This window comes from Duganella dendranthematis (genome assembly GCF_012849375.1).
In the GTDB taxonomy this organism is placed as follows: domain Bacteria; phylum Pseudomonadota; class Gammaproteobacteria; order Burkholderiales; family Burkholderiaceae_D; genus Rugamonas; species Rugamonas dendranthematis.
In genome coordinates this window covers 1,504,466-1,516,599 of sequence record NZ_CP051684.1, presented here as the reverse complement: position 1 = coordinate 1,516,599, position 12,134 = coordinate 1,504,466, and the positions used below count along the sequence as shown (strand labels likewise).

The 12,134-nt window shown below is 64.7% G+C and carries 10 protein-coding genes; 6 read left to right on the top strand and 4 right to left on the bottom strand.

From position 1 onward, the window contains the following. The 4 genes from pcaF to HH213_RS07000 all read left to right on the top strand — a co-directional run bounded on the left by pcaF (window position 1) and on the right by HH213_RS07000 (window position 4,446). A complete protein-coding gene (pcaF, locus tag HH213_RS07015; protein WP_169111684.1) occupies window positions 1–1,206 on the top strand; it encodes a 3-oxoadipyl-CoA thiolase in 1,206 nt (401 codons plus the stop codon). Window positions 1,207–1,208: 2 nt separating this feature from the next. Next, window positions 1,209–1,820, top strand: a complete 612-nt coding sequence (locus HH213_RS07010; protein ID WP_110845229.1) for a phenylacetic acid degradation protein PaaY — start codon at window positions 1,209–1,211, stop codon at window positions 1,818–1,820. 35 nt (window positions 1,821–1,855) lie between these two features. Then, the gene (paaZ, locus tag HH213_RS07005) at window positions 1,856–3,901 is read left to right on the top strand and encodes a phenylacetic acid degradation bifunctional protein PaaZ (protein ID WP_169111682.1); all 2,046 of its coding nucleotides are present in this window, start codon (window positions 1,856–1,858) and stop codon (window positions 3,899–3,901) included. A 113-nt stretch (window positions 3,902–4,014) separates the two neighbouring features. After that, complete coding sequence (locus HH213_RS07000; protein ID WP_110845669.1) at window positions 4,015–4,446, top strand: hypothetical protein; 432 nt, start codon at window positions 4,015–4,017, stop codon at window positions 4,444–4,446. Here the strand turns inward: HH213_RS07000 and HH213_RS06995 are convergent, their stop codons facing one another. Next, window positions 4,447–5,670: a M24 family metallopeptidase gene (locus tag HH213_RS06995; protein ID WP_174864396.1), complete on the bottom strand. Its 1,224-nt coding sequence runs from the start codon at window positions 5,668–5,670 to the stop codon at window positions 4,447–4,449. A 115-nt stretch (window positions 5,671–5,785) separates the two neighbouring features. Here HH213_RS06995 and HH213_RS06990 point away from each other — a divergent pair, with 115 nt between their 5' ends. Continuing rightward, window positions 5,786–7,378, top strand: coding sequence for a CehA/McbA family metallohydrolase domain-containing protein (locus HH213_RS06990; RefSeq protein WP_169111680.1), 1,593 nt, complete (start codon window positions 5,786–5,788; stop codon window positions 7,376–7,378). Between the two features lies 1 nt (window position 7,379). Here HH213_RS06990 and HH213_RS06985 read toward each other — a convergent pair whose 3' ends face one another. Next, the gene (locus tag HH213_RS06985; RefSeq protein ID WP_169111679.1) at window positions 7,380–9,671 is read right to left on the bottom strand and encodes a M4 family metallopeptidase; all 2,292 of its coding nucleotides are present in this window, start codon (window positions 9,669–9,671) and stop codon (window positions 7,380–7,382) included. Between the two features lie 114 nt (window positions 9,672–9,785). Further along, on the bottom strand, window positions 9,786–11,180 hold the full coding sequence (gene argH, locus HH213_RS06980; protein WP_169111677.1) for an argininosuccinate lyase: 1,395 nt from the start codon (window positions 11,178–11,180) through the stop codon (window positions 9,786–9,788). A gap of 80 nt (window positions 11,181–11,260) precedes the next feature. Here argH and HH213_RS06975 point away from each other — a divergent pair, with 80 nt between their 5' ends. Beyond that, a complete protein-coding gene (locus tag HH213_RS06975; protein WP_217363495.1) occupies window positions 11,261–11,701 on the top strand; it encodes a GNAT family N-acetyltransferase in 441 nt (146 codons plus the stop codon). 167 nt (window positions 11,702–11,868) lie between these two features. Here the strand turns inward: HH213_RS06975 and HH213_RS30645 are convergent, their stop codons facing one another. Then, window positions 11,869–12,021: a colicin E3/pyocin S6 family cytotoxin gene (locus tag HH213_RS30645; RefSeq protein WP_371875708.1), complete on the bottom strand. Its 153-nt coding sequence runs from the start codon at window positions 12,019–12,021 to the stop codon at window positions 11,869–11,871. Between the last annotated feature and the right edge of the window lie 113 nt (window positions 12,022–12,134).

Below are 12,134 nucleotides of genomic sequence, written 5' to 3'. Positions count from 1 at the left end.
GTGAACCAAGCCTATATTTGTGACGCCATCCGCACCCCCTTCGGCCGCTACGGCGGTGCGCTGGCCGGCGTGCGTACCGACGACCTGGCGGCACTGCCGATCGCCGCGCTGGTCGCCCGCAATCCCGGCGTCGACTGGTCGCGCGTGGACGACGTCTACTACGGCTGCGCCAACCAGGCGGGCGAAGATAACCGCAACGTCGCCCGCATGGCGGCGCTGCTGGCCGGCTTGCCGGTGGAAGTCCCGGGCAGCACCATCAACCGCCTGTGCGGCTCGTCGCTGGACGCAGTGGGCATGGCGGCGCGTGCCATCAAGTCCGGGGAGGCGCAACTGGTGATCGCCGGTGGTGTGGAGAGCATGACGCGCGCGCCTTTCGTCATGGGGAAGGCCGATAGCGCGTTCTCGCGCGCGGCCAAGATCGAGGACACCACCATTGGCTGGCGTTTCGTCAATCCGCTGATGAAGGCGGCGCATGGCATCGACTCGATGCCGGAGACGGCGGAAAACGTGGCGCAGGAATTCGGCATCAGCCGCTGCGACCAGGATGCGTTCGCGCTGCGCAGCCAGCAGCGCTGGGCCGCCGCCAACGCCGCCGGCGTGTTCAGCGACGAGATCGTGCCGGTCACGCTGCCGCAGAAGCGCGGCGATCCAAAGATCGTCGACACCGACGAGCATCCGCGTCCAGAGACCACGCTGGAAATGCTGGGCAAGCTGAAAGGCGTAGTACGGCCGGACGGTACGGTCACCGCCGGCAATGCGTCCGGCGTCAACGACGGTGCTTGCGCCATTCTGCTGGCTTCCGCTGCGGCGGCCGAGCAGTATGGCCTGCGCAAGCGCGCGCGCGTGCTGGGCATGGCCACCGCCGGCCTGGCGCCGCGCATCATGGGCTTTGGACCGTCGCCGGCGTCGAAGAAAGTGCTGGCGCAACTGGGCCTGACCATCGCCGACATGGACGTCATCGAATTAAACGAGGCGTTTGCCGCGCAAGGGCTGGCGGTCACGCGCGACCTGGGCCTGGCCGACGACGCGCCGCACGTCAATCCGAACGGCGGCGCCATCGCCATCGGCCATCCGCTGGGCGCATCCGGCGCGCGCCTAGTGCTGGCGGCGCTGCATCAGCTGGAACGCACCGGTGGCCGTTATGCGCTGTGTACGATGTGCATCGGCGTCGGGCAGGGCATCGCTGTCGTCATCGAGCGGGTGTGAGCATGGTCAAGGTCTACGAAATCAATGGCGTGACGCCGGTGGTCGATCCCACCGCCTACGTGCATCCCAGTGCGGTGCTGATCGGCGATGTGATCGTCGGGCCGCGCTGCTATATCGGCCCGCTGGCCGCGCTGCGCGGCGACTTTGGCCGGTTGATACTGGAGGAGGGCGCCAACTTGCAGGACACCTGCGTCATGCACGGCTTCCCCGGCTGCGACACGGTGGTGGAGCGCGATGGCCATATCGGCCACGGCGCCGTGCTGCACGGCTGCCGCATCGGCCGCAACGCGCTGGTCGGCATGAACAGCGTCATCATGGATAACGCCGTGGTGGGTGCGGACAGCATCGTCGCCGCCATGAGCTTCGTCCGCGCCGGCATGGAAATCCCGCCGCGCAGTCTGGCGATGGGATCGCCGGCCAAGGTCGCGCGTGAATTGCGCGACGACGAAATCGCGTGGAAGTCCGGCGGGACGGCGCAATACCAGGAACTGGCGATACGCTCGATGCAGACCATGCGCGAGACCGAAGCGCTGACCGCGCCGGAGCCGGACCGCAAGCGCATCGACTGGGACAGCAGCCTGCCGCTACACCTGCACAAGAACGCGGGCGCCTGAGCCGCGCCGCCACAACGAACATCACGGAGACCAACATGGCATCAACCCTGCAAAGCCTTATCGCCGGCCGCTGGATCGGCAGCGAAGCCGCCGCGCCGCTGCACAGCGCCCTGACCAATGCCGTCATCTACCACACGCACGCCGACAAGATCGACTTCGACGAAGCCGTCACCTATGCCCGCAAGACCGGCGTGCCGGCCCTGATGCAGCTGAACTTCCAGCGGCGCGCCGCGCGCCTGAAGGCGCTGGCGCTGTATCTGCTGGAACGCAAGGAAGAGCTGTACGCCATCTCGCACCAGACCGGCGCCACCCGCGCCGACAGCTGGGTCGACATCGAAGGCGGCACCGGCACGCTGTTCGCCTACGCCAGCATGGGCAGCCGCGAGCTGCCTTCGTCCAACGTGCTGCACGAAGGTCCGGCCATGGCGCTGAGTAAAAACGGCGGCTTCGCCGGCACCCACATCCTGGTGCCGCGCGGCGGCCTGGCGGTGCACATCAACGCCTTCAACTTCCCGATCTGGGGCCTGCTGGAGAAATTCGCGCCGAGCTTTTTGGCCGCCATGCCGTGCATCGGCAAACCGGCCAGCGCCACCAGCTACCTGACCGAAGCACTGGTGCGCATGATGCACGAATCCGGACTACTGCCGCACGGCGCGCTGCAACTGGTGATCGGTAGCACCGGCGACCTGCTGGATCGCCTGAATGGCGCCGATGTCGTGACCTTCACCGGCTCGGCCGACACCGCCGCCAGGCTGCGCGTGAACCGCAACCTGATTGCCAACTCGGTGCCTTTCACCGCCGAAGCGGATTCGCTGAACTGCGCCATCCTGGCGCCGGACGTCACGCCGGACGACGTCGAGTTCGACCTGTTCGTCAAGGAAGTGGCGCGCGAGATGACCGGTAAGGCGGGCCAGAAATGCACCGCGATCCGCCGCATCATCGTGCCGGAGCAGATGGTGGACGCCGTCGGTACGCGCCTGCGCGAACGGCTGGCGAAAATCAGCGTTGGCGATCCGTCGGTGGAAGGCGTGCGCATGGGGGCGCTGGCTTCACGCGACCAGCAGCGCGACGTCGCCGAACGGGTCGAACTGCTCGCGCGCGGCAACGAAGTGCTGTTCAGCGCCCGCGACGGCTTCAAGCCAGTGGGCGAGGGCGTGGCGGAAGGCGCATTCTTCGCGCCGACGCTGCTGCTGTGCCGCGACGGCCATCGCAACGACGCGGTGCACGATGTCGAGGCGTTTGGCCCGGTCAGCACCATCATCAGCTACAACGGCATCGACGAAGCGCTGGCGCTGGCCGCGCGCGGCAAGGGATCGCTGGTGTCCACGCTGGTGACCAAAGAGCCGGCCATCGCCGCCTACGCGGTGCCGATGGCGGCCGCCTCGCACGGCCGCGTGCTGGTGCTGGACCGCGAAGCGTCGGTGGAGTCCACCGGCCACGGTTCGCCGCTGCCGCAGCTGAAGCACGGCGGTCCGGGACGCGCCGGCGGCGGCGAGGAACTGGGCGGCATCCGCGCGGTGCGCCATTTCCTGCAACGGGCTGCGGTGCAGGGATCGCCGACCATGCTGGCCGCCGTCACCGGCGAATACGTGCGCGGCGCGGCGGTGCAGGAGCATGATGTGCACCCGTTCCGCAAATACTTTGAAGACCTGGCCACCGGCGACTCGCTGCTGACGCATCGCCGCACGGTCAGCGAGGCGGACATCGTCAACTTCGGCGGCGTCTCCGGCGATTACTTCTACATGCACTTCGACGAAGTGGCGGCCAAGGACACGCAATTCGGCCAGCGCATCGCCCACGGCTACTTTGTGCTGTCGGCGGCGGCAGGCTTGTTCGTGTCACCGGCGCCTGGTCCGGTGCTGGCCAACTATGGGCTGGACAACCTGCGCTTCGTGGCGCCGGTGGCGATAGGCGACACCATCCGCGCACGCCTCACCTGCAAGCGCAAGGTGGACCGCAACCGCACCGACGACAAGGGCATCGGTCAGGGTGTGGTGGCGTGGGACGTGCAGGTCACCAACCAGCGCGACGAACTGGTGGCCAGCTACGACATCCTGACGCTGGTGATGAAGCGCGCTTAACGGAAGCACGCATAATGAAGCCTGCGGTGGCGCGCGGGCGCGGGCGCGACGTGGCGTCGGCGTGGACGCCGCCACGCTTTGATTTTTTTGCAAAATTGGCGCATGATAAAGGCATGAGATCCTCCTTCATCAAGCAATCAATCGGCGTCAACCCTCTGCTCACTGCGCGTGACTGGTTGATTTTCGGCGGCATTTTTGGCGCCATCATGCTGTTGTGGATAGTGGTGGCGCCGGGCATCTCGTCCGCCGCGGCGCGCGGTGCGCTATTCGGCGCGATCGGCGGCGGTCTGCCGTCGCTGCTCGGATGCCTGCCGGTGCGCGGCAGTGTGCCGGCGGAACGCAGCGTTAGCTTCTTGGGCCGCATCGAGCAGGCCGGGTTCAAGCCGGCTGGCGAAACCGCCGAGGGCCGCATTTTCAACTACAAAGGCCCACGTTGGATGCGCTGGGACTCCAACCGCATCGTGATCCGCACCGCCGCCGACGGCGCGCTGCACGTCACCGCCCCGTATTACTTCTACTTCCGCCTGAAGCGCTTGCAGTCATAGTCACTGCAGGCCGAACGGATCGTCGATGCTGCGCGCCGGTTCGGTGAACCACTTCGGACCCTGCTCGGTCATGTAGAAGTGGTCTTCGTGGCGTACGCCGAATTCGCCGGGGATGCAGATCATCGGTTCGTTCGAGAAGCACATGCCGACGTCCAGCGGCGTTTTGTCGCCACCCACCAGGTAGGGCCACTCGTGGATATCGAGGCCGATGCCATGGCCGGTGCGGTGCGGCAGGCCTGGCAGCTTGTAGCCGGGACCGAAGCCGTCGGCTTCCAGTGAACGGCGCGCGGCGGCGTCGACTTCCTCGCATGGTACGCCGAGTTGCGCGGCGGCGAAGGCGGCGGCTTGGGCTTTCTTCTCGCTGTTCCATACCGAGCGCTGACGTTCGCTGATCGGGCCATACACGTAGGTGCGGGTGATGTCGGAAATGTAGTTGTGCAGTTTGCAGCCGGTGTCGATCAGCACCGTGTCGCCGGCCTTCAGCGTCTGCACGTAGCTGACGCCGTGCGGGTAGGCGGTGGCTTCGCCGAACAGCACGATGACGAAGTAGGAACCGGCCGAGGCGCCGACCTTGCGGTGCGCGCGGTCGATGAAGTCTTCCACTTCCTTGGTGGTGATCCCTTCGTGCAGCATGCTGGCGGTGGCGATGTGCACCGCCATGGTCATGTCCTTGGCGCGCTGCATCAGCGCGATTTCGGCGGCCGATTTGCGGGTGCGGCAGTGCGCGGTGACGCTGCGTGCGTTCTCCAGCGCGTAGCCCTCTGCCAAAGGACGGATGCCGTCGTAGATGAAGAAGGCGGCGCTTTCGCAAATGCCGACACGCGGCGGCTGTGCAGAATTCGGCGCGATGCCCATGCGTTTCAGCACAGCGACGAACAGCGCGTACGGGCTCTCGTGCTCTTCCCAGCAATTGACGGCGCCTTCGACCAGCATGAAGTCCTTCAGCGTGCTCTCTTCAAACGCGGGCGCGATATATTCAACGGCGCCTTGCGCCGGCAGGATCGCGCCGACCATGCGTTCGCTGGCGTACCACTTGGTGCCGGTGAAGTAGGTGAGGTTGGCGCCGGCGTTGATGTAGATGGCGGCGATGCCCTGCGCCTGCATATAGGCTTGTGCGCGCGCGATGCGCTGCAGGTGTTCGTCCTTGCCGATGGGGACCGCGCCGGCGGTCATGTCCGATAAGGAGGCCAGCGCCTGGTCGATGGTCTTTCCGCCAATAGTCATTTTTATATCCTGATGTGGTGTGCAAACAAGCCGAAGATGATAGCAGGTCATTTGGCCGTCACACACGAATGTTATGTTGCCCGCTCGTTTGTTTTACACTTCGGGATCATACAAAATGTCGCCTAAAAAATTGCTCATTCCTTCCGCTATCGCCATCATGCTGGCTGTCGTTGCCTGTGGCGGCGACAACGAACCAGTGAACACCACGCCGCCATTGCCGGCCGGCCGCTGGATCGCCGGTGACCTGCATACGCACACCACACAGTCGGCCGACGCGGACGTCAGCCAGACGCTGGACAAGGTGCTGTCCAAGGGTTTCACCAGCTATGGCCTGGACTGGATGGCGGTGACCAATCACCTGCGCGTGTCGACCCGCGACGACCAGGGCGCGACGCTGGCGGCGCAGATTCCGATGTCGCTCGGCGTGGAGCGTTACGAAACGCCGCGCATCCAGGAATTGCAGGCCGGCGGCACCTATGCCGACAAGCTGATTTTCTCCGGCGTTGAGTGGGACATGCCGACCCACGATCACATTGGCGTGGCGCTGATGGATGGCGGCGCCAAGGGCCTGAAGGAATTCGAATATCTGTTCACCACGCGCGATGCGGCGATGTTCGATGCGGCCGATGTGGCGGCGTGGAAGGCCAAGTACGGCGAGACGCGCTACAACAAGACCGCCGCCGATGCGCTGCAAGCCTTCACCTGGCTCAAGACGAATTATCCGGACACCAGCTATGCGGTGATCAATCACCCTTCGCGTAACAAGGGCAGCTACACCATTGCCGACTTCCGCGCCTTTAACGACGCCGCGCCAAACATCATGTTCGCCATCGAAGGCATGGTCGGCAACCAGATGGAGCCTGACCGTGGTGGCTACACCGCCGCCTACACCGATGACAATGCGCTGTTGCGTGTCTACGGCGGTGTCGATTACGTGGTGGCCAAGCTGGGCGGACCGTGGGATGCGCTGCTGGGAGAGGGCCGCCATATCTGGAACCTGACCGATTCGGACACCCACTTTAAGATCGTCGGTGGTAACAGCAGCGGTTACTTCCCGGGCGAGTATGCGAAGAACTATGTGTTCAACAGCGGCACCGGCAAGCCGGCGGCCAAGGATCTGCTGGCCGGTCTGCGCTCGGGCAAGATGTTCTCGGTCTACGGCGATTTGATCAATGCGCTGGACTTCAACCTGTCCACCAAAGATGACCGCAAGGAGATGGGCGGCGAGTTGAAGGTAGCCGGCGGCGACAAGGTCACCATCACGATCCGCTTCAAGACGCCGGCCAAGAATAACTACGAGAAGCCGGTCGATAGCGGCACGGCGGCCAACCTCAAACCGGTGGTCGATCACGTCGATCTGATCGTCGGCGATGTCGGCGCCAAGGCGACGCCGGGCAGCGCTGCCTACAGTGTGGCGACCAATGCCAGCACGCGCGTGGTCAAACGCTTCACGGCGGCAGACTGGAAGGTGGATGCGGATGGCTACTACAGCGTGACGTATGAAACCATGGCGTCGAAGAATCAGTACTTCCGTCTGCGCGGCACCAATCTGGGTGTGGATGTGGCGGGGCTGACGGCCAACGGCGAACCGCTGGCCGATCAGCGCACCGGCACTACCGACAATACGCAGCGCTTCAACGATATCAACGACCGCAATTACCGCAGCCTGTGGTTCTATTCGAACCCGGTGTTCGTTACGCTGCGCTGAGTTATCTGGTGAGCAGGCTGACTTTGTCGAGTACGAAGGAGGTCTGTTTGCTGCGGTCTTCGCGCATGGCGAACGACAGCGTTACGGTCTGGCCTTTGTACGGCAGCAGGTCGAAGCTGCGGAGCTGGTAGCCGGCAGCCGGCGTCAGGTTGGTGTAGGTGACCAGCGTGGCCGCCGCGCCACTGCCGCCGGCCGGGACTACCGTGACCGTCATGCTGTCGTAGACGGTGCTTTTGGTTTCGGCGGTATCGATGTGCAGCGCGAAGCTCAGTTGCGCACTGCTGGCGGTGGCGGGAATCTGCACTTGCTGCGTCAGCGTTTCGGTGCTGCGCCGGCCGTTGCCGCCCAGCCAGGCGTAGCGCGTGCCTTCATACGGCGCCTGGGCGCTGTTGGCGGTGATGACGCCGATGCTGCCGCTCCAGCCGGTGGCGCCGCTTTCAAAGCCGCCGTTGCGGACCTGCTCGATGGCGTCGCCGCCACCACTTCCACCGCCACCGCCACCGCCTTCCTCATCGACATCCGCGCCGACGTTGATAGCGGCGTACGCGCGCTGCACGGCGATGGCTTCTTTCGAGCTGGCGCCGTACAGTTCCTGCGCCGCCTGCAGCACCTTGTTGCGCGCGTCGGCGTAGTTGGTGGATGACGTGAACTTGGTGGTCAGCGCCTTGAACCAGATGCGATAGGCCTTGTCGTTGCCGATGCCGGTCATGGCGGCCGGCGCGCGCGTCAGGAAGGCGCTGTAGTAGTCGCTGGCTGGATCGGCCTTGGAGCCTTGCGACAGGAAGTAGAACATGCGGTTATTCGGGCCGCTGGAATAGTGCACGTCGAGGTTCTTCAGCGAGGTGCTCCAGGCGTCCGGGCTGCTGCCGTCCTTGTGCGGCTTGTACATCCAGCGCAGCGGCTCGCCGCTCTTGCTGATTTCCGTGCCCATCATCCAGTCGTTGCCGCCGGCGGGAACCACGGCGCCGCTGCCGCCGGCGCGGGCGTAGGCTTCCACCATTTCGCCGCCGATGTCGGAGTTCGATTCATTCAGGCCGCCCGATTCGCCCGAGTAGATCAGGTCTGCGGTGGCGGCGGTGACGCCGTGCGACATTTCGTGGCCGATGACGTCGATCGCGCCCAGGCTGGTGAAGCTGTTGCCATCGCCGATGTACATGCAGTGGCAGCTGTCGTCGTAGAAGGCGTTGTCGTAGGCGGTGCCGACGTGGGCGGCGATGTAGGTGGCGGTGTTGTTGCCGTCCAGCGACTGCCAACCGAGCACGTTGCGGTTGGTGTCGTAGGTGTTCATCAGGCCCCACAGGGCGTTGACGGCGGCGGTCTGGCCGTTGGCGTCGGTGGTGCTGCCGCCGCTGTATTGCTTGCCGTCGCCCCAGGTGTTGCTGCTGTTGGTGTAGATGCTGCCGGGGTTGGGATTGTTGGGCGAGCTGTGGTTGGCGTTGGTGATGGCCATGCCGCCGAACTGGCCGCCGGTGCCGCGCGCGCTGTCGAGCATCTGGAAGCCGCCTGCGGTGGCCGAGGTGCTGATCGGCACCACGCCGTTGTATTGGCTGTTACCGCTGCCGATCACGGTTTGCAGCGCCGGCCACTGGGTGATGATGGCGCCGCTGAGAGCATCGACCACCACATCGTAGTAAATCACTTTGCCGTTCAACGCCATGCGCAACTGCACCAGGTAGGCCAGCGCGTAGCGGTCCACCACTTCCTGCACGTCCAGCGCGTTGAGCTGCTCTTCCGGCTTGTTGGCGGCGCTGGCCGCGCGCACGGTTTTCATCACCGGGTAGATCAGCAGTTCGGCGCTGGGCGGCCAGCGGTGGGTGCCGCCCGGGGCGATCGCCTGCACCGCCACGCGGATGGCGTCGTCGGCGCTGATGGCGGGCGTGAGATCGGCCGGCGATGGCAATGCGGGCGGCAGCGGCATGCCGGGTGTGGTGGCTTGCGGCGCCAAGCCGGGACGGCGGTCGGCCACCGAGACGCTGACGATGTCGCCGGCGGCGTTGGTCACCACCACCGATTCGGAGCCCAGCACGCGCAGGCCTTTGTAGGTGTGCTGGGCGCGGGTTATTTTCTGGCCGACGACGCCGGGATGCTGGCTGCTGATGCGGAAGCTGTAGTCGTTGGTCAGGCCCTGGTGTCCATCGAGCGCGGTCAGGCGCGCCACCAGGTTGGCGTTTTCCTGCGGGGTGGCGATGGTGACCGGGGCCGACATCAGTTGGACGGCGTCGGCGGCGCCGGGCGCCAGCGCGGCAAGCGTGAGGGCCAGGCAGGCGGCGATCAGGGACGTGTGCGGTTTCATGTCATCCTCCTTGGGTAGATGACTTCACGCTAGATCGGCGGCGGGGACAGGGTACTGTGCCAGATCAACAAGCTGGCAGATCGGCGCCGCGCGGGCGGCGGCGCCGGGAGGGAATTACTTCAGTTGCTCACGCACGCGGGCGATGGCTTTGCGCACCTGGTTCGGGGCGGTGCCGCCGACGTGGTCGCGCGCGGCCACCGAACCTTCCAGTGTCAGCACAGCGAAGACGTCGTCGTCGATCAGCAGCGAGAAGGCGCGCAGCTGTTCCAGCGTCATCTCCGACAGGTCGATTTTCAGGTCGTCGCAGGCGCGTACGGCGTGGGCCACGGCTTCGTGGGCGTCGCGGAACGGCAGGCCTTTCTTGACCAGGTAGTCGGCCAGGTCGGTGGCGGTGGCGTAGCCTTGCAGCGCGGCGGCGCGCATATTGTCCGGCTTGACCGAGATGCCGCCGGCCATGTCGGCGAAGATGCGCAGCGTGTCGACCAGCGTGTCGACGGTGTCGAACAGCGGTTCCTTGTCTTCCTGGTTGTCCTTGTTGTAGGCCAGCGGCTGGCCTTTCATCAGGGTCAACAGGCCCATCAGGTGGCCGAACACGCGACCGGTCTTGCCGCGCGCCAGTTCCGGCACGTCCGGGTTTTTCTTTTGCGGCATGATCGACGAGCCGGTGCAGAAACGGTCGGCGATGTCGATGAAGCCGACGCGTGGGCTCATCCAGATGATCAGTTCTTCCGACATGCGCGACACGTGCATCATGATCAGCGAGGCGGCGGCGGTGAATTCGATGGCGAAGTCACGGTCGGAAACGGCGTCCAGCGAGTTGTGGCAGACGTCGTCGAAGCCGAGCGTCCTGGCCACGCGTTCGCGGTCGATCGGGAAGGTGGTGCCGGCCAGCGCGGCGGCGCCCAGCGGCAGGCGGTTGACGCGCTTGCGGGCGTCGGCCATGCGCTCGGCGTCGCGGCCGAACATTTCGACGTAGGCCAGCATGTGGTGGCCGAAGGTGATCGGCTGCGCCACCTGCATGTGGGTGAAGCCGGGCAGGATGGTGTCGGCGTTCTTTTCGGCCAGGTCGGTCAGGGCGCTGCGCAGCGCGTGCAGCAGTTGCAGCACGTCGTCGATGGCGGCGCGCACGTACAGGCGGATGTCGGTCGCTACCTGGTCGTTGCGCGAACGGCCGGTGTGCAGGCGCTTGCCGGCGTCGCCCACCAGTTCGGTCAGGCGTTTTTCGATGTTCAGGTGGACGTCTTCCAGGTCGAGCAGCCATTCAAAGCTGCCAGCCTCGATTTCGGCGCTGATCTGGGCCATGCCGCGCTCGATTTCGGCGCGGTCGGCGGCCGAGATGATGCCTTGCGCGGCCAGCATTTCGGCGTGCGCCAGCGAGCCCTGGATGTCGGCCTTGGCCAGGCGCTTGTCGAAGAACACCGAGGCGGTGTAGCGTTTGACGAGATCGGAAACCGGTTCGCTGAAGCGGGCCGACCAGGCTTCGGCTTTTTTGGAGAATTGTGCAGTCATAGTCTAAAAGTTGGTATGCGCTGAGGATCAATGGAGATTATAAACCGCAAGCTGCTCTAAAATACGTCAACATTATTTTAATGACCACGGAAAACATGACTGCACTGCACATCAGCACCGACAAAGCCGCCCTGGACGTGGCGATGATCCACCAGTTCTTGAGCGAGCGCTCGACCTGGGCGATCGGTATTCCGTTGGCCACCGTGCAGCGGGCAATCGACAATTCGCTGTGTTTTGGCGCGTATCTGGACGGCCGGCAGGTGGGTTTTGCGCGCGTGACCACCGACCGCGCCACCTTCGCTTATCTGGCCGATGTGTTTGTCGTGGAGGCGGAGCGCGGCAAGGGCGTCAGCAAGGCGCTGGTGGCAGCGGTGATGGCGCATCCCGAGCTGCAAGGACTGCGCCGCTTCATGCTGGCCACCAGCGATGCGCACTCGCTGTACGCCCGCCACGGCTTCACGCCGCCGTCCCGCCCGGGGGCGCTGATGGAGCGCTATTTCCCGGATGTTTACGTGAATTGATAATGGCGGGCAGGACGGATGCGTCTGCGATCCAGCGTGCGTAATCGTCACGCGTCATGCCGAGGAATTCGTGCAACGCCTGATGGCCAGGATTTTCGTGCCATTGGTCGATGAAATCATCGATATCTTCGGGCGCGGCTTCGCGCGACAGGCATTTTTCGATAAAGTTAGACATCGATCTTCCTTCCTGCGATTGCGTCCTTGATAAATTGGCCTGTGATTGCGTCGATTGCGCCAAGGTGGCGGCCGCGTTTGTTGAATACCTCAACTTCTCCGTGAGTCCAGTCCCACGTATAGAGTTTAGTCCTGTCTTTGGACATCCAGCGCTTTTCGCCGTTCCGCGCGCCGATATATATGCATTGGTCGAGATAGGATGGTTTTGGAATAGGTACCGGCGCCATGTTCGTCCCCTGTGGAAGGGATCAATTTAGCA